The organism is Caulobacter sp. AVps18, from assembly GCF_058681425.1.
The window spans coordinates 835,039-859,365 of sequence record NZ_CM178737.1; the positions used below are offsets into that span (position 1 = coordinate 835,039).

Below are 24,327 nucleotides of genomic sequence, written 5' to 3' on the forward strand. Positions count from 1 at the left end.
ACCGCCCGCCGGGAACACCGGCGGGCGGTTTGCGTTTGAAGAGGTCATCTGCAAGGTTTTTCAAAGATGCGCCTCAGCGCCCTCATGCTCGCCCCCGCCCTGGCCGTAGCCGCCCTCTCCGGCTCGGCCCTCGCGGCCGCCCAGCCGCCGGCCAAGGCGGTCTCGGCCGAGTTCTATTCGGGAAAGTGGTATGAGATCGCCCGCACGCCCAATGCCGGCCAGCGCGACTGCCAGGCCGCCACCACCCAGTTCACCAGCACCGGTTCCCGGGGCTTCAAGGTGGTGCAGGTCTGCCGCAAGGGATCGGCTTCAGGCGCGGCCAAGACCTTCAACACCACCGGCAAGATCGTTCCCAAGACCCGCAACGCCAAGTTCTCGATGAGCTTTCTGGGCGGACTGAAAAAGCAGGAATACTGGGTGCTGGACCGCGCCGACGACCAGTCATGGGCGATCATGGCCACACCCGGCGGCAACTATGTCTGGCTGCTGTCGCGCGAGGCTTCGATACCCGAGCCGGCGCGCATCCAGGCACTGGCGCGGGTCAGGGCGCTGGGCTACGCCAAGCTTGAATACCCCGCCCAGCAGCCCGCGTGAGCCCCATGAAAACGCCGATCCTCGCCCTTTGCGGCACCGCCCTGCTGCTGGCCGCCTGCGTCGCCGGACCCAGTGGCAATCCCAGCCCGCCCCAACCCGCCAAGTCGGTCGATCTGGATCGCTATCTGGGCCGCTGGTACGAAGTCGCCCGCTACGACATGCGATTCCAGAAGGGCTGCGAAGCCGTTACGGCCGAGTACTCAAAGCGTCCAGACGGTCTGATCCGGGTTCTGAACACCTGCCACGACGGCGCGGTCGATGGGCCGGTCAGGACCGCCGAAGGCAAGGCAAAGGTCGTCGACACCACCACCAACGCCAAGCTGAAGGTCTCGTTCTTCGGGCCGTTCTGGGGCGACTACTGGGTGATGGACCACGCCGACGACTACAGCTGGGCCATCGTCGGCGAGGGCTCGGGCAAGTATCTGTGGCTGCTGTCGCGCAAGCCGCCCAGCGATCTGGAGCGTGAAGCCCTCACCGCCCGCGCCAAGGCCCTGGGCTATGACGTGACGATGCTGCGGCCGACCAAGCAAGCGGTCCCTTAACGCTGCAACGCCGCATTGACTTGTACGGGAATTGGTACAAGTTAAAGGCTGATATAGAGGCCCAACATGGACGTCCTGAGCTATTCGGAGACCCGCGCCAATCTGAAGGACGTCATGGACCGCGTGGTCGATGACAGGACGCCCGTGGTGATCACGCGCCAGAAGGCGGAATCGGTCGTGATGGTCTCGCTGTCGGACTGGAACGCCATGGAAGAGACGCTGCACCTGCTGTCGTCGCCGGCCAACGCCGAACGTCTGAAAGCCTCCATCGCCCAGTTGAACGCCGGCCATGGTCAGGAACACGCGCTGATCGAACCGTGAGGCTGGTCTTTTCGGAACAGGCCTGGGCCGACTATCTGCATTGGCAAGCCGGCGACGCCACCACCCTCGACCGCGTCAATGCCCTGATCAAGGAATGCCTGCGCACGCCCTTCAAGGGCACGGGCAAGCCTGAGCCCCTGAAGGGCGATCTGAAAGGGTTCTGGTCGCGCCGGATCACCCTGACCGACCGCCTCGTCTATCGCGTGTCTGGGGCGGGCGAAGCCCAGCAACTGGAAATCGCCCAGTGCCGCTTCCACTATTAGGCGCGTGATGGTTTTTCACGGCCCGCTTTCAAAGCCGCTCTAAGCGCCCCTTGAAATCCGAACAAACCTAGAACAAGATCGCGCCATGGATGTCGTGATCGACCTTCGCCCGTCGCGGCCCGAAACCACCGATGCGGTCACGCGCGGCGCGGCGCGGTTTCTGGTCAGTCTGGGCTATGCGCCGCTGGCCGAAGTGACCCTGCCCAATGGCCGGCGGGCCGACCTGATGGCGCTGGGGCCCAAGGGCGACATCCTGATCGTCGAGGTCAAGTCGGGGCTGGAAGACTTCCGGATCGACCGCAAGTGGCCTGAATATGCGCCCTTTTGCGACGCCTTCTATTTCGCGGTCGCGCCCCATTTCCCCGAGGGCGTCCTGCCTGACGATCCTGGCCTGATCGTCGCCGACGGCTTTGGCGGGGCGGTGGTGCGCGAAGCTCCGGTCGCGCCGCTGGCGCCCGCCCGCCGCAAGGCCCTGACCCTGGCCTTTGCCCGGCTGGCGGCCCTGCGTCAGGCCGGCGTTCCCGCCGAGCGGCTCTGAGCGCGGGCGTCGCCCACTAGCCCGGCGCAGTCGGCGTCCTTGGCCTCAGCCGTACTGGCGACGAGCGGGATGGCGGCCCTGCGACATCAAGCCGGACGATGCTCTAGTAAACGAGACCCAGGCTGCTGACAGCCACCGCCGCCACAACGAAGGCCGCGATGGCGATCAGTTCATAGAGCTTGAAAAATGGCTGGCCGCGCATGCGCATGGTGTTTGGTTCCCCCGTCCCGAAATGGTCCGCCGACAGCCCGCTCCCGCAAACCCCGCGCCAGGAGTCAGGGTCGTTTGCCCGGCCAGACCAGATAGCCCTGAGCGTCCCGACCGGCGCTGCGGTAGTCCACGCGGTACGGCTCAGCTTGATACCCTGGGTCGAAACCTGAGCGCCCGTCCGGCCCTTCATCATCGTCCCGATACGAATAGCCAGGTTCTGCGACAGAACCGTGCGGCAGCGCCGCAAATCGCTCGCGATCCGACCAGCGGGAGGCGTCTGCATGTTCGACCACCTGGGGCGGACGGCCATAGCCCCATTGGTCGAAAGCCACCCAGCCGCGCTCGGCGTCGCACTCAACCCTGTCCCAGCGATAGGCGCCGCCCGGGCCGGTGACGCGGCGCACCACGCAGTCGCCCGGTCCCGTATTGGGTGGCAGCAGCATCGGGTCCAGCGGCAGGCCGACCCCGCCCTGGATCGGACCGGCATGGGCCGCAGCGGTAAGGCAGGCACCCGCCAGAAGGGCGAGGCCAAGACGGGAAACAGTCATGAAAGAGCTCCTGGACCTTCAGGAAACCACTGCAGGGCGCGCCTGGCTCCACCCTTCCCCCGCCGCGCGAGCGATTTTCGCCGGCTTGCCTCGCGCGAGGGCGCGCCCTACCGTGCGGTTAAACAAATGTTTGAGGCAACCATGGCGATCGAGGCGGTGATCTGGGATTTCGGCGGTGTGTTCACCACCTCGCCGTTCGAGGCCTTCCGCCGCTACGAGGCCGAGCATGGCCTGCCCGCCGACTTCATCCGCACAGTCAATTCCACCGATCCCGACGTCAATGCCTGGGCCCGGTTCGAGCGGTCCGAGATCGACGCAGCGGCCTTCGACACCCTGTTCCTTGAGGAAGCCACGCGCCTGGGTCATGCCGTACGCGGCGCCGACGTGTTGCCGCTGCTATATGGCGACATCCGTCCTCGCGTGGTCACCGCGCTGGAGACCTGCAAGGCCCGGTTCAAGGTCGGTTGCATCACCAACAATGTCACCACCGGCCATGGCGCAGGCATGGCCTCGACCACCGAGAAGGCCGAGGCGGTGGCCAGGATCATGAGCCACTTCGCCGTGGTGCTCGAAAGCTCCAAGGCAGGGGTCCGCAAGCCCGATCCGCGCATCTATCTGATGATGTGCGAGGCCCTGACCGTGGCCCCGGAAAACTGCATCTATCTCGATGACCTGGGCATCAACTGCAAACCCGCCGCAGCCCTGGGCATGACCGCGATCAAGGTCTCCAGCGAGGACCAACTGCTCGCCGACCTTGCGAAGGCGACCGGATTGGCGTTCTGAAGGGGACCACCGCCTTCGCATCAGGACTTGCCATGTCACGCCCCCGGATCGGCGCCGCCGCCGCTGTTGCTCAGCTTTCGGGCTGGAGCGCCGCGCCGGACAAGGACGCCATCACCAAGACGTTCAAGTTCGCCGATTTCAATACCGCCTTCGGCTTCATGACCCGCGTGGCCCTGATGGCCGACAAGCTCGACCACCATCCCGAATGGTTCAATGTCTACAACCGGGTCGAGGTCCTGCTGACCACCCACGACGCCGACGGCGTGACAGAGCTGGATCTGGCGCTGGCGACGTTCATGGACGGAGCGGCCGCCAGCTGAAGCTGTTTCCCCCTTCCGCCTCGCCCCCTTCCGGTTCAAACTGATGTTTGAATAGTTTGGGAGGACGCCGAATGGCGCAAGACACGGGCCGGGTCGCCGGCAAGAAGGCCTTCATCACCGGCGGGGCCCAGGGGCTTGGCGCAGCGGCGGGGCGAATGCTGGCCAAGGAAGGCGCGAAGGTCAGCCTGGCCGACATCAACCTGGCCGGCGCTCAAGCCGTAGCCGACGAGATCAACGCCGCCCACGGGGCCGGCACGGCCTTTGCCTTCCAGCTGGACGTCACCCAGGAAGACGAATGGATCGCCGTGCTCGAACAGGCGACCGAGGCCATGGGTGGGCTGTCGGTGCTGGTCAACAATGCCGGCATCGGCGGCGACGGCCCGATCGAGAGCCTCGATTTCGGCCTGTGGAAGAAGGTGATGTCGGTCAATGTCGACTCGGTCTTCCTGGGCGCCAAGCACGCCCTGACCCACATGCGGGCCCATCAGCCGGGCTCGATCATCAATCTCTCGTCGATCGCCGGCCTGATCGCCAACGGCAATTCTCCGGCCTACAACGCCTCCAAGGCGGCGGTCTGGCTGCTCAGCAAGAACATCGCGCTCTACTGCGCCAAGATGAAGCTGGATATCCGCTCCAACTCGATCCACCCCACCTTCATCGACACGCCGATCCTGGACGGCTTCACGGCGCGGTTCGGCAAGGAAGAGGCCCACGCCAAGCTGGCGCGGCAGGTGCCCCTGGGCCGCATCGGCGAGCCCAACGACATCGCCAATGCCGTGCTCTACCTGGCCAGCGATGAGAGCAAGTTCATGACCGGCTCGGAGATCAAGGTCGACGGCGGCATCTCGGCGATGTGATGCCTGAGTGATCCTCCCCCTCTGGGGGAGGTGGCCCAGCGGGCCGGAGGGGGCAAACTCGGCCCAGGCCGCATTAGCCCCCTCAGTCGCTCTGCGACAGCTCCCCCAGAGGGGGAGCACCTACCCAATGCCCTACCGCGGTGCCCTTTTCGCCAGGATCCGCTGCAGGGTGCGCCGGTGCATGTTCAGGCGCCGCGCCGTCTCGGACACGTTGTGACCGCACATCTCATAGACCCGCTGGATATGCTCCCACCGCACGCGGTCGGCGCTCATCGGATTTTCCGGAGGCGTTGGTGCAGCGTCCTTGGCGGCGAGCAGCGCCCTGGACACTTCGTCGGCGTCGGCAGGCTTGGACAGATAGTCGACAACCCCGGCCTTCACAGCCGCAACAGCGGTCGCGATATTGCCATAACCGGTCAGCATGATGATCTTGGCGTCCGGTCGGGCGTCGCGCACCGCTTCGACCACCTTAAGCCCCGTGCCGTCCTCCAGTCGCATGTCCAGCACCGCATGGGCGGGCGCAGGCTGGCTGCGCAACAAGGCCAGGGCCTCGGCGACAGAAGCCGCGAGGGTCACAAGAAAACCGCGCTGTTCCAGAGCGCGCCCAAGACGCGTTCTGAGCGGCGCATCGTCGTCCAGTAGCAGCAAGGTCTTGTCGGGCAGGGCCGCGACCAGCTCACCAATATCCGCCATGACTCTAGCGCCTCCCCGCGCATCTACTCAACCGCGTGTCGTTACTTCGCATCATGTCGCGCTAAAACCATTTGCATCAAGCCCCCGTGTAACCGGGCGCTTCAAGCGCCGACCTTGGCCAACGCGCCGAGACCACCGCCCCGCCACGACGTCCATTGCGAAAATCCACCGCAGCCCCGGTTCTTTCGAGCAAGGTCTTGGCGATGAAGAAGCCCAACCCCATGCCGATGTGCCCCGTTCGTGAGCCTTCGGCACCTGGCCGCGTGGTCACATAGGGCTCGCCCAGCTTGGCGAGAACTTCAGGAGAAAAGCCCGGGCCATCGTCGCGAACCTCGATCACAACCGAGCGCTGGTCGAAACGGGCAATGACCAGCACCTCGGCGCGGGCGAAGTCGACCGCGTTCTCAACGATCGAGGTCATGGCGTGGATCACCTCGGGTCGCCGCCAGATATCAGGGGCTGTCTCGCCGGACGGGCCATTGACCACGGCCTCGACCCGCACACCGTGCACCAGATGCGGCTCAATGACGTCCTGGACCAGCTGCAACAGGCTCATGCGCTCATGCACAGCGTCGGTGGCCTCGGGCATCTCGGTCAGGCGCTGCAGGATCTCGCGACAGCGCGCGGCCTGGCCGATCATCAGTTCGGCGTCTTCGCGCGTCTGATCATCCGGGGCGTTGCGGGCCATTTCACGGGCCACGACCGAGATGGTGGCCAGGGGCGTGCCCAGTTCATGCGCCGCCGCCGCGGCCAGGGCACCCAGGGCTGACAGTCGCTGCTCGCGCGCCAGCACCGTCTCGGTGACATTGAGGGCCAGCTCCATGCGCGCCGACTCGCTGGCCGCCTGCCACGCGTAGGCGCCGGTGATGACGATGCCCAGAATGCGCGCCACAACCATGACCGCCAGAACCTGGGGACTGGGCTCGGGCGCCGACGGCGCGCCCATCAGGGTCGGCACCGGCATATGGAAGAAGGCCAGCAGGATGGTGCAGGCCACGGCGAGCAGGCCCAGCCCCAGGGCATAGCGCGCCGGCAGGGTGGCCGCCGCCAGGGTGACGGGCGCAATCAGCAGCAGGGAGAAGACGTTCTGCGCCCCTCCGGTTAGATAGAGCAGGCCGGTCAGTTGCAGGATGTCGAAGGCGATCTGGGCGGTGGCCTCGCCCTCGCGCGCCAGCCGCTGTCCGGTCGACGCCAGGCCCAGCAAGACGTTCAGCCAGGCCGACAGGGCGATCAGCGAAAAACAAAGGGCCCAGGGGATCTGCAGCTTGAGCACCAACCCGACAAACAGCAGAGCCGCCGTCTGGCCACCCACCGCCAGCCAGCGCTGGGCCAGCAGCGATCGAACCCGCAGACGACCGCGACGCAGCCCCGGGGCGGCCCAGGACCAGTCATCATCTTGCGCCGGATCAGCGCCCGGATTATCGAGCCCCTTCGCACGCTGGTCGTTGGGCGCTCTATCGAACGAAACGTCAGCCATGTCGCAGGATTGTCCAGAATATCCCGTCTGGCGAGAGCGAAAGGTAAAATACGCATGCCTCGTCACCGACTGATCCTGATCCTGACGTGCCTGGTGGGTGCGGTCATCCTGGCGGGTCTGGCCTGGAGGGCCGGGGTGTTCACCCCAGCCCCCGCCCCGGCAGCCGTCGGCGGCCCCTTCCAGTTGGTCGACCAGACCGGCAAGCCGACCACTGAAAAGGCGCTGAAGGGCAAGTGGAGCGCGGTCTTCTTCGGTTTCACCTACTGCCCCGATGTCTGCCCCGGCACCCTTCAGGGCCTGGCGGCGGCGACCGATATCCTGGGCCCCAAGGCCAAGGATCTGCAGATCGTCTTCATCTCGGTCGATCCAGGCCGCGACGATGTGAAGCAGATGAATGCCTATGTGTCGGCCGACTATGTGCCCAAGACCACGCTGGGCCTGACCGGCACGCCTGAACAGGTCGCCGCGGCGGCCAAGGCCTATCGCGTCTACTACGCCAAGGTCGGCGAGGGTCCCGGCTATACGATCGACCACTCGACCGCGATCTATCTGATGGATCCCAAGGGCCGCTTCAGCACGGTCATCCCTTACAACCTGCCGCCTGAAGACATCGCACGGCGCATCAACGACGCCATGCAGGGGCGCTGATCGCAGGCCCGGTTCACCGGGCTGCGGTTCTGTGTGGACTTTCTTAGGTTTCGATATGCTATGCTGCGGCGCAACATATTGGATGCGCCATGCTCTACGCCCTTCATGAAGCGGCCTATTACGCCTCCTCACCCCTGCGCGAAGCCGCCAGGGTCGCACGGAACTTTTGGGGCTCTCCGCTAAATCCTGCCGCCAACACTGATATGGGCCGCCGAATCCACGCGGGTGCCGACCTGTTCTCGAACGTCACCCGGCGTTACGGCAAGCCGGCCTGGAACATCGACACCGTCAAGGTCGGCCAGGTCGATGTGCGGGTGCGGCCTACCGTAGTCTGGGAAAGCCCGTGGGCGCGGCTGATCCAGTTCGACCGCGACATGGCCGACATGCGCCGCGCCGGCAAGTTCTCGCTCGATCCGGCCGTGCTGATCGTCGCCCCCCTCTCAGGGCACTACGCCACTCTGCTGCGCGGCACGGTCGAGGCCTTCCTGCCCGACCACGCTGTCTTCATCGTCGACTGGGTCAATGCCCGCGAAGTGTCGATGCTGGAGGGCCGCTTCGACTTCCACGACTATATCGACCACATCATCCAGATGCTGGGCGTTCTGGGCCCCCGCCCCAATGTGGTTGCCGTCTGCCAGCCCGGACCGCCCGTACTGGCCGCCGCCGCCCTGATGGCCGAGGACAACCACCCCTCGCGCCCGGCCAGCATGACCTTCATGGGCTCGCCCATCGATGCGCGCCTGTCGCCGACCGTGACCAATACCCTGGCCGAGGAGAAGCCCTTCGCCTGGTTCCAGTCCAACATGATCTACACCGTGCCGCCGCCCTATGTGGGCGTGGGCCGGCGCGTCTATCCGGGCTTCGTGCAACTGGCCAGCTTCATGAGCATGAACAAGGCCAAGCACCAGGAAGCCCACAAGCGCTATTTCCAGGACCTGGTGAAGGGCGACGGCGACAGCGCCGACAAGCACCTGGAATTCTACGACGAGTATCTGTCGGTGCTGGACCTGACCGAAGAGTTCTATCTGCAGACCATCGACATCGTCTTCCAGCAGCACCTGCTGCCCAAGGGTGAGCTGAGCCATCGCGGCCGTCTGGTCCGGCCTGACCTGATCACCGACATCGGCCTGATGACGGTCGAGGGCGAGAAAGACGACATCTCGGGCATCGGCCAGACCCAGGCGGCCCACACCCTGTGCTCGAACCTGCCAGGCGAGATGAAGACCGACTATGTCCAGCCCGGCGTCGGCCACTACGGCGTGTTCAACGGCCGCCGGTTCCGCGAGGAGATCTATCCCCGGGTTCGGTCGTTCATCCGCAAGAGCGATCCCAACTTCCCGGACGAGGCCTGATCGACAGGGCCTGATGGGCGCGGCGGTCTTGCGCCGTCTGCCTGCAGACGCGATGTAGGGACATGGCTCTGCTTCGCGCCCCGCGCTTTTCCGACGGCGACCGGCTGGATGTGGCCGGCTGTCCCGTGCGGCTGAAGGTCGACGGACGGGCCCGGCGCATCTCGCTGCGGGTCGATCGCGCCAAGTCGGAGGTGGTGGCCCTGGCCCCCAGCCCGCGCCGCCTCTCGGAAGCCGCCGCCTTCGCCCATGAAAAATCGGCCTGGATCGCAGGGCAGCTGGCCGCCCTGCCCGGCCGCATCAGTCTTGCGCCCGGCGGCGTGCTGCGCCTGAACGGCAAGCCCTACCGGCTGGAGCAGGCCCCCGGCCGGCCGCGCATGACGGAAGAGGCCCTGATCGCGCCGGACGATGCCAACTGGGGCCTGAAGATCCTGCGCCTGGCCAAGCGCGAGGCCATCACCGTCCTGACCGAGCGCACTGCTGTCCACGCCGCCGCCCTGGGCCGTCCCATGCCCAGCGTGGCGGTGGCCGATCCCAAGGCGCGCTGGGGCTCTTGCCGGCCCGCGCGGCCAGGCGTTCCCGCTGCGATCCGATATAGCTGGCGGCTGATCCTGGCACCGGCCGAGGTGGCCGACTATGTGGCCGCCCACGAATGCGCCCACCTGATCGAAGCCAATCACGGGCCCAACTTCTGGGCGCTGTGCGAAAGGCTGGTCGGCGATCCGGCCCCGCATCGCCGCTGGCTGCGCGCCCATGCGGCCGAATTGCACGCGATCGGGGCGTAGGGGCTCATACCAAGCGCCGCTAAGCCCGACTCCTTGCGCCCTGTATATCCCGTCACCCCGGGACTTGTTCCCGGGGCCCATTGTTCCACCGCAGGTGCGGGGCAGAATAAACGCTCACGATGACGCTGACCCATGGCCCCCGGGAACAAGTCCCGGGGTGACGGGATATGTTCAGATTTGAGCCCTCTCAGGTCAGGATCAAAGGCCGTTGGTATCAGGGCGTCGGGGTGAACAGCTTCAGGCCCAGTATGCCCGCCACGATCAGGGCCAGGCACGCCAGACGGGCGGCTGTGGCCGGTTCCTTGAACAGCACAATGCCGACAATGGCGGTTCCGACCGCGCCTATGCCGGTCCACACGGCGTAGGCCGTGCCCAGCGGCAGGGTCTTCACGGCCCAGCCCAGCAGGCCCATCGACAGCACCAGGCTGATCGCCGTCAGGGCGATGGGGATGGGCCGGGTAAAGCCCTCGGTGAACTTCAGGCCCACGGCCCAGCCGATCTCGAACAGGCCGGCGATGAAGAGAATGATCCAGGCCATGACCTGCTCCGCGAAAAAGAGAGCGGGGCCGTCCCCGGAAACGTGAAAAGGCGCGGGGTCGTCCCCGCGCCTTTCCTAGATAGAACTGCCCCGCTGCCGGGGCAAGCAAACCGACCCTAGAGCCCTTTCCGACCTGATGGCTTCATCAGGGTCGGGCGAAAAGGGCTCCAAATCAAAAGTCTAGAGCATTTTTCGATCCGATAACCGTTTCACACTTATCGGAAAATGCTCTAGCGGCTGGTGGTGCTGTAAAGGACCTGGGCGCGCTCGAAGTTCTTGCCGACCGAGGTCTCGTCCAGCTTCTTCAGGCGCATATAGACCAGACCGGCGTGACCGGCCGCCCAGTTGTCGTCCCACGAGACGGTGAAGCGGCGGAAGTCGCTGCCGACGGTCTGATCGTTGCGGATCAGGCGCAGCTGCGGGCTGTTTTCCCAGCTCGCCCAGTCATGCAGGGCCGTGGCCAGGGCCTGGGCCTGAACGTCGCCCTGAGCATACTCGATGGTGATCGTGCAGACGTTCTTGTTGGAGCCCGGATTGTCCAGATACAGCTGGTAGGGCTTGCCCAGGTCAAGGAACCACTGCTCCTTCTTCTTCTTCAGCCCGGCCGCCTTGACCAGCGCCTGGAAGTCGCCGCCGACCACGGCGGGCTTGCAGATCGTGTCGAGCACGCCCAGCAGCTTGAGGGCGACCGGATCGGTGGTGGGCGGCGGACGGGTGGGTTCGACATAGGCCGGAGCGGCTTCCGCCGCCGGCGCGGCCACGACCGGCGCAGCGGCCGGATCGACGGGCGCAGCCGGGTCAACCGGAGCTTGGGCCGGCGTCTGGGCCGGGACAGCGGCGGGGGCCGGAGCAGTTTGCTCCTGGGCGACGGCGGCGGTCGAGACCATGCCGAGAGCGATCAGGCTGGCGAGCGCAAGGCGCATTATCGAGATATCCCCATCAAGCGAGAGGTCGGCATTAAAACCGACAAGCGGTCCCTCGCAACCCTTATGGCGACAGATTACGACGTAGATGAGGCCACAAGTGTAATTTTTTCGTCCCGACAGCAGAGGGGCGACGATTGAAGAGCAGATTTACGACAGAAAATCCGGATCGTCCCCTCGCAGCCAAGGGGAGCCTGGCAGGCTTGGCAGACGGGTGAGCGGCGTAGGGACCCAGCCCCCCGCAGCCAGGCGAGAGGCAGATCGCTTCCGCTCACCCGAGCCGTTTACTTTTTGCCCTTGTCGAGCTTGACCTTCGAACTCTTAAACCGGGCCTCATCAGCCGGGACCAGCCGGAAGCCGCCAGTCACGAGGCCCATGCGCACGGTCTGTTCGATATAATAGGTCTGGCCGGGCTCAACTTCGATCCTCAGACGATCCTCTGCCTTGTTGATCGCCATCGGACCAGTGATGTTGTAGCTGTGAATTCCGGGCTCGGCCTCAAGGCTGAAGGCACCGCCATTGGGCAGATCGCCCAGATAGGGGGCGTCCTTGGCCGCCTTGCCGTCATCGCCGACCTCGACGATGTGGTAGGTGTAGATCGCGCCAGACAGACGCCCGGGGCGGAAGAAGTAGATAAGACCCTTGCCGGACGGGGCAGTCGCGCCGGCGGCCGTTGTGCTCTCAGAGGCCGCTTCCGGCGTGGTTGCAGGTGTCGCTTGAGCAGGAGCCGCTTGGGCTGGTGCCTCTTGCGCGGGAGCCTCTTGAGCGAACGCCGTCGTCCCGAGCAGAAGCGACGCAGCGGCGCCCGCCACGATCATGGCCATTTTCACGTGTTAGTTTCCTGTTGCTGGTGGTGATGGAGCTAGCGGCAGTTCCACGTCTTCGGCCAGCCGGACGGTGGCCCGCGCGCCTGCCGGCATTTCAATGTCGCCGCCTTTGACAAGCACCGCCGCCATGCCGGCATAGGGGATCAGCAACACGCCCGTCGCCAGATCCACCCTGCTCTTGCCGGAGGCCATGAAGGTCATGCCCCGGACACGGACCTGCCGGCCACCAAGCTCGAGGTAGCGGGCGGAAACGATCAGCTTGCCTTGCTTGCCGCCCATGCCCGACCGCGCGACGTCAATCACTTCGCCTTCGCCCATGGCTCCAGCCGGCGCCACTTCTGTACCCTGCCAGGTGATCGGCTCGGCGAGGCGAAGCTTGAAGCGTTCGGAGAGCTTACTGGTGGCCGAGCTCAAGGTGTCGACCATTTCAACCTCAACCAGCGTTCCTGCGGGAAGCTTCGTTACGCTTGCGGTTGATGGGGCAGCCGCCGGAACTTGAGCCGGAGCCGGAGCCGGAGCCGCGACCGTGGCGGGGGCTGTGGGGGCCGGGGCACCGGCCTGTTGCGACGCAGGCTGCGCCAAGGCCAGCACAAGAAACACGGCGGCAAGCATTGGAAAAACTCCGAGAAGCTTAACCTTAGCATCGCGCATTACACCCGTAAAGGTTGTCTGGCTACGTCAGCGCGTGGCGTGTGGTGGGCCTGAGCGGGGCCTGTGCGGCGCGCAGAAAAGCGGACTCAGACCTGCCGCTCGATAGACACGAAAACGGCCCGGACACTCACGCGTCCGGGCCGTCTTTGAGCTCATGCCCTAACGCGTGCCGAAAAGCTTTACGCCGCCTCGACCGCGTGTTCGGCCAGGATGGTCAGGCCGTCGGGGCCGACATCGGCGAAGCCGCCCTGGATGTCGAACAGCTTGGTGGTCGCACCGTCCTTCACGGTGACGCGGCCTTCGCGCAGCGTCGTCATGAACGGGGCGTGGTTGGCCAGAACGCCGAAGTCACCTTCAGCGCCCGGAGCCTGGACCATATCGACCTCGCCCGAGAACAGTTCGCGTTCCGGAGCGACCAGAGAGAAATGCAGCTTAGCCATTATTCCACGATCTCCACGTCGCCGAGAGCCGCCTCGACGTCTTCGTCGGTTTGGATCTCGGTGCCGCAGAACGGGCAGTAGCGGATGGTGGCCAGCACGACGCCGGTCTCACCCTCTTCTTCCCGTTCGCCAAGGTTGAGCAGGATCAGGCCGCTGTCATGCTGGACAAGCGCGTCGGCCGGGTCCGAAGAGACCGCGTCCTCGAGCTCCTCGCAGCAGAAGCCAACCAGATCGTGTTCGTCGGTCATCAAGCTTCGCTCGCCAGCTTTTCGGCCTTGGCCACGGCTTCTTCGATGGCGCCGACCATGTAGAAGGCGGCTTCCGGCAGGTGGTCGTACTCACCTTCGACGATGCCCTTGAACGAGCGGATGGTGTCCTTCAGCTCGACGAAGGCGCCGGGCGTGTTGGTGAACTGCTCGGCCACGTGGAAGGGCTGGCTCAGGAAGCGCGAGATCTTGCGAGCGCGGGCAACCGTCAGCTTGTCCTCTTCCGACAGCTCGTCCATGCCCAGGATGGCGATGATGTCCTTCAGCGACTTGTACTGCTGAAGCACTTCCTGGACCGAACGGGCCACGTTGTAGTGCTCTTCGCCGATGACCAGCGGGTCCATGATCCGCGAGGTCGAGTCCAGCGGATCGACGGCGGGGAAGATGGCCTGGGCGGCGATGTCGCGCGACAGAACGGTGGTGGCGTCAAGGTGGGCGAACGAGGCGGCGGGCGCCGGGTCGGTCAGGTCGTCGGCGGGCACGTAGATGGCCTGGACCGAGGTGATCGAACCCTTGTTGGTCGAGGTGATGCGCTCCTGCAGGTTACCCATCTCGGTGGCCAGTGTGGGCTGATAGCCCACGGCCGAGGGGATGCGGCCCAGCAGAGCCGACACTTCAGCGCCGGCCTGGGTGAAGCGGAAGATGTTGTCGACGAACAGCAGCACGTCCTTGCCTTCTTCATCGCGGAAATACTCAGCGATGGAGAGGCCGGTCAGGGCCACGCGGGCGCGGGCGCCGGGGGGTTCGTTCATCTGGCCGTAAACGAGGGCGCAACGCGAGCCTTCCGTCGAGCCGTTATTGGCCTTCGGGTCGGTGTTGACGTTGGACTCGATCATCTCGTGATACAGGTCGTTACCTTCGCGGGTGCGCTCACCCACGCCGGCCAGAACCGAATAACCGCCGTAAGCCTTGGCGATGTTGTTGATCAATTCCTGCATCGTCACGGTCTTGCCGACGCCGGCGCCGCCGAACAGGCCGATCTTGCCGCCCTTGGTGTAGGGGCACATCAGGTCGATGACCTTGATGCCCGTGACCAGCACTTCAGCGGTGTTGGTCTGCTCGGCGAAGCTGGGGGCGTCGCGGTGGATGGTGCGGAAGATGTCCGACTTGATCGGGCCCTGCTCGTCGATCGGCTCGCCGATGACGTTCATGATGCGGCCCAGGGTGCCGGGACCGACCGGAACCCGGATCGACTCGCCGGTGTCGCGCACGGCCTGGCCGCGCACGAGGCCTTCGGTAGCGTCCATGGCGATGGCGCGGACGGTGTTCTGACCCAGGTGCTGGGCAACTTCGAACACCAGGCGCTGGCCGGAAGCCTGGTTGATGGTTTCAAGGGCGTTCAGGATCGCCGGCAGTTCACCGGTGAACTCGACGTCGACGACGGCGCCGATGATCTGAACCAGCTTGCCGGTCGCTGCGCCGATGGTGGCGGGAGCGGCCTGGGTCGCCTTGGGCGCAGCGGCCTTGGGGGCGGCCGGCTTCTTGGCGGCGGGAGCCTTGGGAGCAGCCGCTGCCTTGGGGGCGGCGGCGGCCTTGGGGGCGGCGGGCGTCTTGGCGGCAACCGGCTTTTCAGCGGCGGCGGCGGGAGCCTTAGCGGGGGTCTTGGCCATGGCGTGCGGGTCTTTCGTGCGTGCTCGTGCGTGCGTTTTTTACGTTAGGCTTTTGATCAGACGGCTTCGGCGCCGGAGATGATCTCGATCAGCTCCTTGGTGATCTGGGCCTGGCGGGAACGGTTGTACTCAAGGGTGTAGCGCTTGATCATGTCGCCGGCGTTGCGCGTGGCGTTGTCCATCGCCGTCATCTGGCTGGCATAGAAGCCGGCCATGTTGTCGAGCAGGGCCGACAGGATCTGGACCGTCAGGTTGCGCGGCAGCAGGGTCTCGAGGATGGCCTCTTCCGAGGGCTCATACTCGTAAACCGCCGAAGCGCCGGCAGCCGGGGCAGCGCCGCCTTCGACAACCGCCGGGATCAGCTGCAGCGCCGTCGGGGTCTGGGTGACCACCGACTTGAAGCGGCTGTAGAACAGCGTGACCACGTCGATGTCGCCGGCTTCATACAGGCGCGTAACGACGTCGGCGATCGGCTGGGCCACCGACAGGGTGAACTGGCGATAGGCCGACAGGTCGAAGTTCTCGACGATGCGTTCGGCATAGAGCCGGCGCAGCTGCACGGTCGACTTCTTGCCGACGCAGACGATCTTCACGTCCTTGCCCTGGGCGATCAGCCCGTCGATGTGCAGGCGCGCAGCCCGGACGATCGACGAGGTGAAGCCGCCGGCCAGACCACGATCGGCCGCCGCGACAATGACCAGGTGGCGGTCATCGCGACCGGTGCCGGTCAGCAGGGCCGGAGCCCCGTCTCCCGACACGCCGGCCGCCAGGTTGGCGATCACCGAAGCCAGGCGCCGGGCGTAGGGACGGGCGGCTTCAGCCGCATCCTGGCTCCGGCGCAGCTTGGCTGCCGCCACCATCTGCATCGCTTTCGTGATCTTTTGCGTCGCCTTGACGCTAGAGATCCGATTGCGCATTTCCTTCAAGCTGGCCATTCGGCGCTACTCTCTCCGAGCGTTCCGAGGGGGCTTAGGCGAAGGTCGACGAGAAGCTGTCGAGCGCGCTCTTCAGCGTGTTCTCCAGATCCTTGTCGAGCGCCTTCTTGGTGCGGATGCCGTCCAGCAGATCCTTGTGCTGGCTGTGCAGACGCGCCAGCAGTTCGCTTTCGAAGCGGCGAACGCTGCTGGTCGGGATCTTGTCGAGATAGCCGCGCGTACCGGCATAGATCACGCAGACCTGCTCTTCGACGGCCTGCGGCGAATACTGGGGCTGCTTGAGCAGCTCGGTCAGGCGCTCGCCGCGGGCCAGCATCTTCTGGGTCGAGGCGTCGAGGTCCGAGCCGAACTTGGCGAAGGCGGCCATTTCGCGATACTGGGCCAGCTCGCCCTTAATCGCACCGGCAACCTGCTTCATGGCCTTGATCTGGGCCGACGAACCGACGCGCGACACCGAGATACCGACGTTCACGGCCGGGCGGATGCCCTGGTAGAACAGGTCGGTTTCCAGGAAGATCTGGCCGTCGGTGATCGAGATCACGTTGGTCGGGATGTAGGCCGACACGTCGTTGGCCTGGGTTTCGATGATCGGCAGAGCCGTCAGCGAGCCCGAGCCATTGTCTTCGTTCAGCTTGGCGGCGCGTTCCAGCAGGCGGGAGTGCAGGTAGAACACGTCGCCCGGATAGGCTTCGCGGCCCGGCGGGCGGCGCAGCAGCAGCGACATCTGGCGGTAGGCGACGGCTTGCTTGGACAGGTCATCATAGATGATCAGGCCGTGCAGGCCGTTGTCGCGGAACCACTCGCCCATGGCGCAGCCCGAGAACGGGGCCAGGTACTGCAGCGGGGCCGGCTCGGAAGCCGAGGCCACGACGACGATGGTGTATTCCAGGGCGCCGTGCTCTTCGAGAGTCTTGACGATCTGGGCAACGGTCGAACGCTTCTGGCCGATGGCGACATAGACGCAATAGAGCTTGGCGCTCTCGTCGGTGCCGGCGTTGGCGGCCTTCTGGTTCAGGATGGTGTCGATGGCGACGGCGGTCTTGCCGGTCTGACGGTCACCGATGATCAGTTCGCGCTGGCCGCGGCCGACGGGGATCAGGGTGTCGATCGACTTCAGGCCGGTCTGCACGGGCTCGTGCACCGACTTGCGCGGGATGATGCCCGGGGCCTTGACGTCGACGCGGCGACGCTCGGTCGAAACGATCGGGCCCTTGCCGTCGATCGGCTCGCCCAGCGGGTTGACGACGCGGCCCAGCAGGCCGCGGCCGACCGGAACGTCGACGATCTCGCCGAGGCGACGGACTTCGTCGCCTTCCTTGATGGCCTGGTCCTGACCGAAGATCACGCAACCGACGTTGTCGCGCTCCAGGTTCAGGGCCATGCCCTTCACGCCGGCTTTCGGGAATTCGACCATTTCGCCGGCCTGGACGTTGTCCAGACCGTAGATGCGAGCGATGCCGTCACCGACGGACAGCACTTGGCCGACGTCGGACACGGCGGCGTCTTCGCCGAAATTGGCGATCTGCGACTTGAGGATGGCCGAGATTTCGGCGGCGCGGATGTCCATGGCTGTCTTGGGCTCTCTGCGATTTTTATCGTTTGGGCGCGCTTATACGCTTAGGCGCGCTTCAGGGCGAATTTCAGGGAATCGAGCTTCGAACGGAGCGAAGCATCGAACAGGCGGGAGCCGACACGCACCTTGACGCCGCCCAGAATGGACGGGTCGACGCGGGTCGAAAGTTCGGGGGTCTTGCCAAGGGCCTCGGCGAGAGCGGTCTGGACGCCCTTCAACTGGGCGGCAGTCAGGGCCGTGGCCGAGGTCACCTCGGCGGAAACCACGCCGCGATGCTTGGCCGACATTTCGGAAAAGGCGGTGATGGCGCCCATCAGGTCGCCGGCGCGGCCATTGGCGGCGACCAGGCCGAGGAACTTGCTGGTCAGGGGCTGGAAGCCGGCCTTCTTGGCGATGGCGGCCAGGCCCGTGGCCTTGTCCTGGGCGGAGAAGGCCGGCGAGGCGACAAGGCGGCGCAGATCGGCGCTGTCGGCGTACATCGCCCTCAGCGACTTCAGGTCGGCTTCGACCTTGGTCAGCTGATTGCCTTCAATCGTCAATTCGAACAGGGACTGCGCATAACGCTGACCCGCATCCGTCGCCTTGGTTTCGTCCGCCACTTGGTATCCGCCCGGTGCGTTGCAATGGCCGCAGACAAGAAGATTACCCCTTATCCCGGCTTAAAGGCTTGAGCGCGCTTGAAAAAAGCACATGGACGACCGACGCTGGCGCGTCGCTCGGTCCGAAGCCGCGCGCCTGATAACACGGGCTTTTCGCAGTCGCAACCAAACCGGCGCGATCAAGCCTCAACACGACGAAAGACAGCCGATCCGGCGGCCGCGAGGCTTCCGTTGCGGCGCCGGGCCTCGACCTGGGCGAAGACGAGGCTGCGGGTGGCCCGCTCGACCCAGGCGCGGACAGCAAGATCCTCATCCTGGCCCTCCGAACCATAATCAATAGTCAGGGAGGACGGGCGTGTGTCGGCGCCGGCGGCGTCGCGCAGCGCGGCTTCGATCTGGGCGGCAAGGGACGCGGTCATGATCTCTTCCCTAGTCCCGACGGCGAGAAAGAAAAAGGGCGGCGGGACCAGCCCGCCGCCCCATCAGGCGAATGCTCGAGGAAAACAGCCAGACGGGACGAATGTCCCAACGCGTCTGGGTACTGAAAGGTCAGCCCGGCCTCAGGCGGCCTTGGCCGAGGCGTTGCAGCGGGCCAGGTCGTCTGCGTCCAGCGACTTGGTCTCGCCGCCAAAGGCCGAAACGCGGCCCACTTCCTTGGCCAGGGCCTTGCAGGCGGCGGCGGTGATGGCGCGCGAGGGCGCATGAGTCGAGACGCATTCGGCACCGTCGCAGACGAAGACGGCGCCGCCGGCGACGATCTTGGTCTTGGCGGCAACCGGCGCTTCCAGGGCGGCGGCGACACGGCCATCCGCCAGGGCGGCGCCGGCAAACATGGACACGGACAGGGCGGCGACAGCCGCAAAGGTACGGAGCTTCATTAGAGCCCTCCAACGTTCAGGGGAGTTGTGCAAAGATCGGTGATCGGTGAGACGCTTAGATGTGCAAGTTACTGGCGTCCGACCTTCGGGATCAGGCACCGGTATCCCCACCGGCGCCAGAAGGCTGAACTAAGCACTGCTTAGATATCAGTGATAGGCAATAGCGCAAGCGAAATTTGGCGGCGCTCGATTTTTTTTGAAAACGGCCAAAGCCCAGGGGTTTTGGCGACCGATCAGACGTCCGGCTGGAGCGCGTTCCGAAAAGTGGGAACCGGTTTTCGGAATGAAACGCGCGTCAAAACAGAAGACTAGAGTGGGTGATCGGATTGCATCAGATCGCAACCCGCTCTAGAGGCCCAGGATCTGGTCGATCCGGCTTTCGGCCCGGGCATGGATGGCCCGCTCCTCGACCATGCCTTCAAGCCGGGCATAGCGACCATCCTTGCCGACCTTGCGCCGGATCCCGTCGGCGGTGAGCAACTGACCAGACCTTGGGCGGTCCGAAATCTGCTCCATGATCGAGGCCATCCACGCACTCACCAGGGCGGCAAGCACAGGCATGGCCACCCCGAGCGTACCCGTCCCAAAGACGAACTGAAGCTGGGTGATCAGGTGTTGGCGGTTGGGCTGCAGTGCCAGCTGGCTGATCAGAACCAGCACCCCGACCTCTATAAGGCCGACGGTGCCGACAGCGGCGACAACGCCCAGCAGTCGGGGACGAACCGACAGGCCGAGCATGGCACCCAGCAGTGCGGCGGTAACCAGCGCGATCATGGCTCAGGGCCCAGCACAGCCGGGGTCAAGACCCCGAATAGCCCGCTGTTCCGCAACGGCACGGTTGGCCGCCCCAAAGGCGGGCGCATACTCGCGGCAAGCAAGAAGAGTGCCTGGGAGGCAAGGCCATGGACTTCAACCTACCGCCGGAACTGACCGCCTATCTGACGGTCCTGGACCAGTTCATCGCTGACGAGATCGCGCCGCTTCAGGCTCGCGACGACAACGAGCGCTTCTTTGACCACCGCCGCGAATGGGCCCGCACCGACTGGGACGCCGGCGGCCTGCCCCGTCACGACTGGGAGGAACTGCTGGCCAAGGCCCGCAGGCTGGCTGACACCGCCGGCCACTACCGTTTCGCCCTGCCGCGCGCGTTCGGCGGCCAGGACGGCTCCAACCTCTGGATGGCGGTGATCCGCGAGCACCTGGCCAGCAAGGGCCTTGGCCTGTTCAACGACCTGCAGAACGAGCACTCGATCGTCGGCAACAATCCGTTCGTGCTGATGATCCGCGATTTTGGCCGGCCCGATCAGCAGCACCTGATCACCGACATGCTCGACAAGGGCGCCTTTCGCCCGACCTTTGGCCTCACCGAGCCCGACCATGGCTCGGACGCCACCTTCATGGAAACCCGCGCGGTGCGCGAGGTCCACAAGGGCGAGAGCGGCTGGCGGATCAATGGCGAGAAGATGTGGACCACCGGCATGCACGCCGCCACCCACTGCTGCCTGTTCGCCCGCACCAGCGGGCAGGACGGCGAGGCCAAGGGCATCACGGCGTTCCTCGTGCCGGCCCATGCGCCGGGCGTGAAGATCGAGGAGTATCTCTGGACCTTCAACATGCCCACCGACCACCCCAGAGTCAGCTTCACTGATGTGTGGGTGCCGGACTCAGCGATGTTCGCGCCCGAAGGCCAGGGACTGGCCCTGGCCCAGCACTTCGTGCACGAGAACCGCATCCGCCAGGCCGCCTCCAGCCTGGGGGCGGCGGTGTTCTGCATAGAAGAGAGCGTGAAGTACGCCAGAGTGCGCAAGCCGTTCGGCAAGCCCCTGGCCGAGAACCAGGCCATCCAGTTCCCGCTGGTCGAGCTGGCCAGCACCGCGGAGATGCTGCGCCTGCTGATCCGCAAGACCGCCTGGGAGATGGACCAGATGACCAAGCCGGAGGTGGAAAAGCGCCTCTCTGACAAGGTCTCGATGTGTAACTATCAGGCCAACCGGCTGGTCTGCGAGGCCGCCGACCGGGCCATGCAGGTGCACGGCGGCATCGGCTACTCCCGCCACAAGCCGTTCGAGCACATCTATCGCCACCACCGCCGCTACCGGATCACCGAGGGCAGCGAGGAGATCCAGATCCGCAAAGTGGCCGCCTGGCTGTTCGGCTATCTGGGCCCGCGCCGCAAAGCCTTCGCGGACATGGAGACCGTAGAGTCTCGCCCGACCTGACCATCCCGCCGTGATCCGGGCCGGAGCCCTCCGGCAAGGGTCTGGCCGCGGCGGCAGCCCTGACCGATAGTCATCCACTGAACGCCCAAGCGTCGCCCCGGAGGAACCATGTCCAGCATCGACCCCACCCGCGCCCAGTTCGACGCCTTCAAGGCCCTGCCGCGCGACAGGCCGATCCAGATGCTGAACCTGGTCCGCCTCCGCCCCCAGGCCGACTATCCGGCCGACCATCCCGACCACGGCAAGGGCCTGAGCGGGCTGGACGCCTATCGCGCCTATGGCCGCACCACGGCTGAGCTGTTCAAGCGGGTCGGCGGTCGCCAGATCTGGGCCGGACGCCCTGAGACCGTCGTCACCGGCCCGGCGGACGAGCGCTGGGACCTGGCCTTCATCGCCGAATATCCCGATGCCAAGGCCTTCCTGGCCATGGTCACCGACCCCGACTATCGCGAGTGGGTCAAGCACCGACAGGCCGCCGTCGAGGACTCTCGCCTGATCCGCCTGGCCCCGCTAACGCCGGGCGACGGGTTCGGCGAGTAGGACCCCCTCTTTACGCGCAAAGCCAAGCTCGATAGCCCTAGGCCATGAGGCGGGGGTCTCTAGCTAGAACCGGGCTTTTGCATGAGTGGTGCGAAGACTTCCGATCCGACCTCGTCGGTTCGACAAAAGGGCTTTCTGGGCGCGGTGGAGCGACTGGGCAATCTGCTGCCCGAACCCGTCATGATCTTCGTCTGGCTGATCCTGGGCCTGATGGTCCTGTCAGCCGTGGGCCAGGCGCTGGGCTGGTCGGCCTCGATCACCTATGGCGGCGACGAGGCCCCGCAGTTCGGCGAGCTGGAAAACGGCATACTGACCTATGCGGCCAGCAGCCTGTTTTCCGAGGCCAATCTGGCCCGGCTGTTCACCGAAATGCCCAAGACCCTGACCAGCTTCGCCCCCCTGGGCCTGGTGCTGGTGGTGATCCTGGGGGCGGCGGTGGCCGAGCGTTCGGGCCTGTTCAGCGCCCTGATCCGGGCCAGCCTGCGCGAGGCGCCCAAGGTGATCCTGACCCCGCTGGTGGTGGTGATCGGCATGGTCTCGCACCATGCCTCCGACGCGGCCTATGTGGTGTTCATCCCTCTGGCGGGTCTGCTGTTCGCTGCGGTGGGCCGCCATCCGCTGGCCGGCATCGCGGCCGGTTTCGCGGCCGTGTCGGGCGGTTTCGCCGGCAATCTGACGCCGGGCCAGTTCGACGTGGTGCTGTTTGGCTTCACCCAGGAAGCGGCCCGGATCATCGACCCGACCTGGACCATGAACCCGCTGGGCAACTGGTGGTACATCCTGGCCATCGTCTTCATCTTCACGCCCATCGCCTGGTTCCTGACCGACCGGGTGATCGAGCCGCGCCTGGGCCCCTGGGGCGGCGAGGCCGATGACAGCCTGAAGGCCGAACTGGCCAAGTCGGCGGTGACGCCAGAGGAAAAGCGCGGCCTGAAGCTGGCCGGTCTGGCGGCTCTCGCCGTAGTGGCGCTGTTTGCGGCCCTGACCCTGATCCCCGGCTTTACCCCCCTGATCGACGAGACCAAGACCGGTCCCGCCCAGCTGACCCCGTTCTACAGCGCCCTGATCGCCGGCTTCATGCTGCTGTTCCTGGCCTGCGGCGTGGCCTTCGGGGTCGGCGTCGGCGCGGTACGCTCGGACAAGGACGTGGTGATCATGATGGCCGAGGGGGTGCGCTCGGTGGCCCCCTATATCGTCTTTGCCTTCTTCGCCGCCCATTTCGTGGCCATGTTCAACTGGTCGCGTCTGGGTCCCATCGCCGCCATCCACGGGGCCGAGGCCCTGAAGGCCATGAACCTGCCGGCCCCGCTGCTGCTGGTCAGCGTGCTGGGCTTCTCGTCGGTGCTGGACCTGTTCATCGGCTCGGCTTCGGCCAAGTGGAGCGCCCTGGCCCCGGTGGTGGTGCCGATGTTCATGCTGCTGGGCATCTCGCCGGAAATGACCACCGCCGCCTATCGGATGGGCGACAGCTTCACCAATCTGATGACCCCACTGATGAGCTATTTCCCGCTGGTCCTGGCCATGACGAGGCGGTGGGACAACAGCATGGGCGTCGGCTCGCTGCTGGCCCTGATGCTGCCCTACGCCCTGGCCTTCATGGTGGCCGGCGTGGTCATGACCCTGGCTTGGGTGGCCTTCGACTGGCCGCTGGGTCCGGGCGCCCAGGTGCACTACACGCCGCCGGGTGGGTTGTTGAAATAGGGAGTAGGCGGGGGCAATCCCTCATACCCCTCCGTCATTCCCGCCCTTGTGGCGGGAACCTCTCGATCCGCCGCAGGTGCGGAAGGGGCGAAGTGCGCGCGCACTTCGCTGGCGTCTCACGGGTCAGCGAAACCAGGGATTCCCGCCACAAGGGCGGGAATGACGGTTGAAGGGGAGGGGAGTGTGAAACGGAAGGCCGCCAGCGGCGAGGCCTCGCCTTAAATCCTTGGAGGCGAGCTTGCTCTGAGGTCAGGCCGTGTCAATGACCGGCCAGAGGCCGGCCGCGCGCGGCGGCGCGGCGCGCCGTCATTGACACGGCCTGACCTCAGAGCTCCAATTCCGCCAAGGGTTTCAGGGCGCGCCAGCCTCCGCTGCGGCGGAGGCCGGCTTCGTTTGGACTGGCGGAGGCGCTACATGAGTAAGGCTACCGAGCTCTGGAATTGGAGCCTGCGGTTCCTGAAAGTATGCGCTCTCCCCGTCGGCTCGTTCCCTCTCATGGCCTATCTGATTCAGGGATGGGTTGAGGGTTGGCCCTCGGTCCTCGTTTGGGATTTCCGCTTGAATCAGGCGCTGCAATTTTCAACGACGACGTTGTGCGCCTTCCTGGTCTTCTTTGTGGTCAAGCTCGTTGCCCGGTCAATTCGCGGACCCGATGAACTAGGATGAGCGGTCACTAAAGCCACCCCCTCACCCAAAACC

32 protein-coding genes are annotated in these 24,327 nt (G+C 65.6%); 15 read left to right on the forward strand and 17 right to left on the reverse strand.

Annotation, left to right across the window (positions count from 1 at the left end; genetic code table 11):
• Nucleotides 1–66: 66 nt before the first annotated feature.
• From ACW179_RS03980 to mmcB, 5 genes are all read left to right on the forward strand, one after another.
• Entirely contained in the window at nucleotides 67–594 is a 528-nt protein-coding gene (locus ACW179_RS03980) for a lipocalin family protein (protein WP_492063012.1), read from the forward strand.
• Between the two features lie 5 nt (nucleotides 595–599).
• Nucleotides 600–1,136 carry a lipocalin family protein gene (locus tag ACW179_RS03985; RefSeq protein ID WP_492063013.1) on the forward strand — a complete coding sequence of 179 codons (537 nt, stop codon included), beginning with the start codon at nucleotides 600–602 and terminating at the stop codon, nucleotides 1,134–1,136.
• A gap of 66 nt (nucleotides 1,137–1,202) precedes the next feature.
• The gene (locus ACW179_RS03990; protein WP_492063014.1) at nucleotides 1,203–1,457 is read left to right on the forward strand and encodes a type II toxin-antitoxin system Phd/YefM family antitoxin; all 255 of its coding nucleotides are present in this window, start codon (nucleotides 1,203–1,205) and stop codon (nucleotides 1,455–1,457) included.
• Nucleotides 1,454–1,720, forward strand: coding sequence for a Txe/YoeB family addiction module toxin (locus ACW179_RS03995; protein ID WP_492063015.1), 267 nt, complete (start codon nucleotides 1,454–1,456; stop codon nucleotides 1,718–1,720). Before ACW179_RS03990 ends, ACW179_RS03995 begins: the two co-directional genes overlap by 4 nt.
• Nucleotides 1,721–1,805: 85 nt before the next feature.
• Entirely contained in the window at nucleotides 1,806–2,258 is a 453-nt protein-coding gene (gene mmcB / locus ACW179_RS04000; RefSeq protein ID WP_492063016.1) for a DNA repair putative endonuclease MmcB, read from the forward strand.
• A 103-nt stretch (nucleotides 2,259–2,361) separates the two neighbouring features.
• Here mmcB and ACW179_RS04005 read toward each other — a convergent pair whose 3' ends face one another.
• Together ACW179_RS04005 and ACW179_RS04010 are read right to left on the reverse strand one after the other, a co-directional pair.
• Nucleotides 2,362–2,466, reverse strand: a complete 105-nt coding sequence (locus tag ACW179_RS04005) for a hypothetical protein (RefSeq protein ID WP_492063017.1) — start codon at nucleotides 2,464–2,466, stop codon at nucleotides 2,362–2,364.
• Nucleotides 2,467–2,533: 67 nt separating this feature from the next.
• Nucleotides 2,534–3,016: a hypothetical protein gene (locus ACW179_RS04010; RefSeq protein ID WP_492063018.1), complete on the reverse strand. Its 483-nt coding sequence runs from the start codon at nucleotides 3,014–3,016 to the stop codon at nucleotides 2,534–2,536.
• A gap of 141 nt (nucleotides 3,017–3,157) precedes the next feature.
• Here ACW179_RS04010 and ACW179_RS04015 point away from each other — a divergent pair, with 141 nt between their 5' ends.
• From ACW179_RS04015 to ACW179_RS04025, 3 genes are all read left to right on the forward strand, one after another.
• Entirely contained in the window at nucleotides 3,158–3,799 is a 642-nt protein-coding gene (locus ACW179_RS04015; RefSeq protein ID WP_492064249.1) for an HAD-IA family hydrolase, read from the forward strand.
• 32 nt (nucleotides 3,800–3,831) lie between these two features.
• Nucleotides 3,832–4,119, forward strand: coding sequence for a 4a-hydroxytetrahydrobiopterin dehydratase (locus ACW179_RS04020; RefSeq protein ID WP_492063019.1), 288 nt, complete (start codon nucleotides 3,832–3,834; stop codon nucleotides 4,117–4,119).
• Between the two features lie 71 nt (nucleotides 4,120–4,190).
• Nucleotides 4,191–4,976, forward strand: a complete 786-nt coding sequence (locus tag ACW179_RS04025; RefSeq protein WP_492063020.1) for an SDR family oxidoreductase — start codon at nucleotides 4,191–4,193, stop codon at nucleotides 4,974–4,976.
• A 132-nt stretch (nucleotides 4,977–5,108) separates the two neighbouring features.
• Here ACW179_RS04025 and ACW179_RS04030 read toward each other — a convergent pair whose 3' ends face one another.
• Nucleotides 5,109–5,669: an ActR/PrrA/RegA family redox response regulator transcription factor gene (locus ACW179_RS04030; protein ID WP_492063021.1), complete on the reverse strand. Its 561-nt coding sequence runs from the start codon at nucleotides 5,667–5,669 to the stop codon at nucleotides 5,109–5,111.
• A gap of 76 nt (nucleotides 5,670–5,745) precedes the next feature.
• Nucleotides 5,746–7,146 (reverse strand): ActS/PrrB/RegB family redox-sensitive histidine kinase, encoded by a 1,401-nt coding sequence (locus tag ACW179_RS04035; protein ID WP_492063022.1) that lies wholly within the window; start codon nucleotides 7,144–7,146, stop codon nucleotides 5,746–5,748.
• Between the two features lie 54 nt (nucleotides 7,147–7,200).
• Here ACW179_RS04035 and ACW179_RS04040 point away from each other — a divergent pair, with 54 nt between their 5' ends.
• The 3 genes from ACW179_RS04040 (at nucleotide 7,201) to ACW179_RS04050 (ending at nucleotide 9,928) form a co-directional block, all read left to right on the forward strand.
• Nucleotides 7,201–7,794, forward strand: a complete 594-nt coding sequence (locus tag ACW179_RS04040; protein WP_492063023.1) for an SCO family protein — start codon at nucleotides 7,201–7,203, stop codon at nucleotides 7,792–7,794.
• A gap of 89 nt (nucleotides 7,795–7,883) precedes the next feature.
• Nucleotides 7,884–9,146: a polyhydroxyalkanoate depolymerase gene (locus ACW179_RS04045; protein WP_492063024.1), complete on the forward strand. Its 1,263-nt coding sequence runs from the start codon at nucleotides 7,884–7,886 to the stop codon at nucleotides 9,144–9,146.
• 62 nt (nucleotides 9,147–9,208) lie between these two features.
• Nucleotides 9,209–9,928: a M48 family metallopeptidase gene (locus tag ACW179_RS04050; protein ID WP_492063025.1), complete on the forward strand. Its 720-nt coding sequence runs from the start codon at nucleotides 9,209–9,211 to the stop codon at nucleotides 9,926–9,928.
• 214 nt (nucleotides 9,929–10,142) lie between these two features.
• On the opposite strand, the gene sugE is transcribed toward ACW179_RS04050, so the two are convergent.
• The 13 genes from sugE to ACW179_RS04115 form a co-directional block, all read right to left on the reverse strand.
• The gene (gene sugE / locus ACW179_RS04055) at nucleotides 10,143–10,466 is read right to left on the reverse strand and encodes a quaternary ammonium compound efflux SMR transporter SugE (RefSeq protein ID WP_492063026.1); all 324 of its coding nucleotides are present in this window, start codon (nucleotides 10,464–10,466) and stop codon (nucleotides 10,143–10,145) included.
• 230 nt (nucleotides 10,467–10,696) lie between these two features.
• A complete protein-coding gene (locus tag ACW179_RS04060) occupies nucleotides 10,697–11,389 on the reverse strand; it encodes a hypothetical protein (RefSeq protein ID WP_492063027.1) in 693 nt (230 codons plus the stop codon).
• Nucleotides 11,390–11,673: 284 nt separating this feature from the next.
• Nucleotides 11,674–12,219 (reverse strand): hypothetical protein, encoded by a 546-nt coding sequence (locus ACW179_RS04065; protein WP_492063028.1) that lies wholly within the window; start codon nucleotides 12,217–12,219, stop codon nucleotides 11,674–11,676.
• A gap of 3 nt (nucleotides 12,220–12,222) precedes the next feature.
• Nucleotides 12,223–12,642, reverse strand: coding sequence for a hypothetical protein (locus tag ACW179_RS04070; RefSeq protein WP_492063029.1), 420 nt, complete (start codon nucleotides 12,640–12,642; stop codon nucleotides 12,223–12,225).
• A gap of 404 nt (nucleotides 12,643–13,046) precedes the next feature.
• A complete protein-coding gene (locus ACW179_RS04075) occupies nucleotides 13,047–13,307 on the reverse strand; it encodes an ATP synthase F1 subunit epsilon (RefSeq protein ID WP_419319068.1) in 261 nt (86 codons plus the stop codon).
• Nucleotides 13,307–13,555 carry a hypothetical protein gene (locus tag ACW179_RS04080; protein ID WP_492063030.1) on the reverse strand — a complete coding sequence of 83 codons (249 nt, stop codon included), beginning with the start codon at nucleotides 13,553–13,555 and terminating at the stop codon, nucleotides 13,307–13,309. Before ACW179_RS04080 ends, ACW179_RS04075 begins: the two co-directional genes overlap by 1 nt.
• Nucleotides 13,555–15,183 (reverse strand): F0F1 ATP synthase subunit beta, encoded by a 1,629-nt coding sequence (gene atpD / locus ACW179_RS04085; protein ID WP_492063031.1) that lies wholly within the window; start codon nucleotides 15,181–15,183, stop codon nucleotides 13,555–13,557. Before atpD ends, ACW179_RS04080 begins: the two co-directional genes overlap by 1 nt.
• A gap of 56 nt (nucleotides 15,184–15,239) precedes the next feature.
• Entirely contained in the window at nucleotides 15,240–16,118 is an 879-nt protein-coding gene (locus tag ACW179_RS04090) for a F0F1 ATP synthase subunit gamma (RefSeq protein WP_492063032.1), read from the reverse strand.
• Nucleotides 16,119–16,152: 34 nt separating this feature from the next.
• Nucleotides 16,153–17,685: a F0F1 ATP synthase subunit alpha gene (gene atpA, locus ACW179_RS04095; RefSeq protein WP_492063033.1), complete on the reverse strand. Its 1,533-nt coding sequence runs from the start codon at nucleotides 17,683–17,685 to the stop codon at nucleotides 16,153–16,155.
• A 50-nt stretch (nucleotides 17,686–17,735) separates the two neighbouring features.
• Nucleotides 17,736–18,290, reverse strand: a complete 555-nt coding sequence (locus ACW179_RS04100) for a F0F1 ATP synthase subunit delta (RefSeq protein ID WP_492063034.1) — start codon at nucleotides 18,288–18,290, stop codon at nucleotides 17,736–17,738.
• Between the two features lie 179 nt (nucleotides 18,291–18,469).
• Nucleotides 18,470–18,709 carry an acyl-CoA thioesterase domain-containing protein gene (locus ACW179_RS04105; RefSeq protein ID WP_492063035.1) on the reverse strand — a complete coding sequence of 80 codons (240 nt, stop codon included), beginning with the start codon at nucleotides 18,707–18,709 and terminating at the stop codon, nucleotides 18,470–18,472.
• A 141-nt stretch (nucleotides 18,710–18,850) separates the two neighbouring features.
• Entirely contained in the window at nucleotides 18,851–19,168 is a 318-nt protein-coding gene (locus tag ACW179_RS04110) for a DUF8200 family protein (RefSeq protein ID WP_492063036.1), read from the reverse strand.
• Between the two features lie 348 nt (nucleotides 19,169–19,516).
• Nucleotides 19,517–19,942 (reverse strand): hypothetical protein, encoded by a 426-nt coding sequence (locus ACW179_RS04115; protein WP_492063037.1) that lies wholly within the window; start codon nucleotides 19,940–19,942, stop codon nucleotides 19,517–19,519.
• A 128-nt stretch (nucleotides 19,943–20,070) separates the two neighbouring features.
• Between ACW179_RS04115 and ACW179_RS04120 the strand changes: the two genes are divergently transcribed.
• The 4 genes from ACW179_RS04120 (at nucleotide 20,071) to ACW179_RS04135 (ending at nucleotide 24,294) form a co-directional block, all read left to right on the forward strand.
• A complete protein-coding gene (locus tag ACW179_RS04120; RefSeq protein WP_492063038.1) occupies nucleotides 20,071–21,387 on the forward strand; it encodes an acyl-CoA dehydrogenase family protein in 1,317 nt (438 codons plus the stop codon).
• A gap of 108 nt (nucleotides 21,388–21,495) precedes the next feature.
• Complete coding sequence (locus ACW179_RS04125) at nucleotides 21,496–21,927, forward strand: DUF1330 domain-containing protein (RefSeq protein ID WP_492063039.1); 432 nt, start codon at nucleotides 21,496–21,498, stop codon at nucleotides 21,925–21,927.
• A gap of 81 nt (nucleotides 21,928–22,008) precedes the next feature.
• Nucleotides 22,009–23,628 (forward strand): AbgT family transporter, encoded by a 1,620-nt coding sequence (locus ACW179_RS04130; RefSeq protein ID WP_492063040.1) that lies wholly within the window; start codon nucleotides 22,009–22,011, stop codon nucleotides 23,626–23,628.
• Nucleotides 23,629–24,042: 414 nt separating this feature from the next.
• Entirely contained in the window at nucleotides 24,043–24,294 is a 252-nt protein-coding gene (locus tag ACW179_RS04135; protein ID WP_492063041.1) for a hypothetical protein, read from the forward strand.
• Nucleotides 24,295–24,327: the final 33 nt, after the last annotated feature.

Excerpts from the sequence above, each read along its gene's own strand:
- ACW179_RS04115 (WP_492063037.1), bottom strand. The coding sequence starts at position 19,942 with ATGATCGCGCTGGTTACCGCCGCACTGCTGGGTGCCATGCTCGGCCTG.
- ACW179_RS04040 (WP_492063023.1), top strand. The coding sequence starts at position 7,201 with ATGCCTCGTCACCGACTGATCCTGATCCTGACGTGCCTGGTGGGTGCG.
- ACW179_RS04135 (WP_492063041.1), top strand. The coding sequence starts at position 24,043 with ATGAGTAAGGCTACCGAGCTCTGGAATTGGAGCCTGCGGTTCCTGAAA.
- mmcB (WP_492063016.1), top strand. The coding sequence starts at position 1,806 with ATGGATGTCGTGATCGACCTTCGCCCGTCGCGGCCCGAAACCACCGAT.
- ACW179_RS04005 (WP_492063017.1), bottom strand. The coding sequence starts at position 2,466 with ATGCGCATGCGCGGCCAGCCATTTTTCAAGCTCTATGAACTGATCGCC.
- ACW179_RS04070 (WP_492063029.1), bottom strand. The coding sequence starts at position 12,642 with ATGGTCGACACCTTGAGCTCGGCCACCAGTAAGCTCTCCGAACGCTTC.
- ACW179_RS03985 (WP_492063013.1), top strand. The coding sequence starts at position 600 with ATGAAAACGCCGATCCTCGCCCTTTGCGGCACCGCCCTGCTGCTGGCC.
- ACW179_RS04120 (WP_492063038.1), top strand. The coding sequence starts at position 20,071 with ATGGACTTCAACCTACCGCCGGAACTGACCGCCTATCTGACGGTCCTG.
- ACW179_RS04090 (WP_492063032.1), bottom strand. The coding sequence starts at position 16,118 with ATGGCCAGCTTGAAGGAAATGCGCAATCGGATCTCTAGCGTCAAGGCG.
- ACW179_RS03980 (WP_492063012.1), top strand. The coding sequence starts at position 67 with ATGCGCCTCAGCGCCCTCATGCTCGCCCCCGCCCTGGCCGTAGCCGCC.
- ACW179_RS04110 (WP_492063036.1), bottom strand. The coding sequence starts at position 19,168 with ATGAAGCTCCGTACCTTTGCGGCTGTCGCCGCCCTGTCCGTGTCCATG.
- ACW179_RS03990 (WP_492063014.1), top strand. The coding sequence starts at position 1,203 with ATGGACGTCCTGAGCTATTCGGAGACCCGCGCCAATCTGAAGGACGTC.
- ACW179_RS04060 (WP_492063027.1), bottom strand. The coding sequence starts at position 11,389 with ATGCGCCTTGCGCTCGCCAGCCTGATCGCTCTCGGCATGGTCTCGACC.
- atpD (WP_492063031.1), bottom strand. The coding sequence starts at position 15,183 with ATGGCCAAGACCCCCGCTAAGGCTCCCGCCGCCGCCGCTGAAAAGCCG.
- ACW179_RS04015 (WP_492064249.1), top strand. The coding sequence starts at position 3,158 with ATGGCGATCGAGGCGGTGATCTGGGATTTCGGCGGTGTGTTCACCACC.
- ACW179_RS04010 (WP_492063018.1), bottom strand. The coding sequence starts at position 3,016 with ATGACTGTTTCCCGTCTTGGCCTCGCCCTTCTGGCGGGTGCCTGCCTT.
- ACW179_RS04030 (WP_492063021.1), bottom strand. The coding sequence starts at position 5,669 with ATGGCGGATATTGGTGAGCTGGTCGCGGCCCTGCCCGACAAGACCTTG.
- ACW179_RS04050 (WP_492063025.1), top strand. The coding sequence starts at position 9,209 with ATGGCTCTGCTTCGCGCCCCGCGCTTTTCCGACGGCGACCGGCTGGAT.
- ACW179_RS04045 (WP_492063024.1), top strand. The coding sequence starts at position 7,884 with ATGCTCTACGCCCTTCATGAAGCGGCCTATTACGCCTCCTCACCCCTG.
- ACW179_RS04130 (WP_492063040.1), top strand. The coding sequence starts at position 22,009 with ATGAGTGGTGCGAAGACTTCCGATCCGACCTCGTCGGTTCGACAAAAG.
- ACW179_RS04035 (WP_492063022.1), bottom strand. The coding sequence starts at position 7,146 with ATGGCTGACGTTTCGTTCGATAGAGCGCCCAACGACCAGCGTGCGAAG.
- ACW179_RS04125 (WP_492063039.1), top strand. The coding sequence starts at position 21,496 with ATGTCCAGCATCGACCCCACCCGCGCCCAGTTCGACGCCTTCAAGGCC.
- ACW179_RS04025 (WP_492063020.1), top strand. The coding sequence starts at position 4,191 with ATGGCGCAAGACACGGGCCGGGTCGCCGGCAAGAAGGCCTTCATCACC.
- ACW179_RS04020 (WP_492063019.1), top strand. The coding sequence starts at position 3,832 with ATGTCACGCCCCCGGATCGGCGCCGCCGCCGCTGTTGCTCAGCTTTCG.
- ACW179_RS04080 (WP_492063030.1), bottom strand. The coding sequence starts at position 13,555 with ATGACCGACGAACACGATCTGGTTGGCTTCTGCTGCGAGGAGCTCGAG.
- ACW179_RS04075 (WP_419319068.1), bottom strand. The coding sequence starts at position 13,307 with ATGGCTAAGCTGCATTTCTCTCTGGTCGCTCCGGAACGCGAACTGTTC.
- sugE (WP_492063026.1), bottom strand. The coding sequence starts at position 10,466 with ATGGCCTGGATCATTCTCTTCATCGCCGGCCTGTTCGAGATCGGCTGG.
- ACW179_RS04105 (WP_492063035.1), bottom strand. The coding sequence starts at position 18,709 with ATGACCGCGTCCCTTGCCGCCCAGATCGAAGCCGCGCTGCGCGACGCC.
- atpA (WP_492063033.1), bottom strand. The coding sequence starts at position 17,685 with ATGGACATCCGCGCCGCCGAAATCTCGGCCATCCTCAAGTCGCAGATC.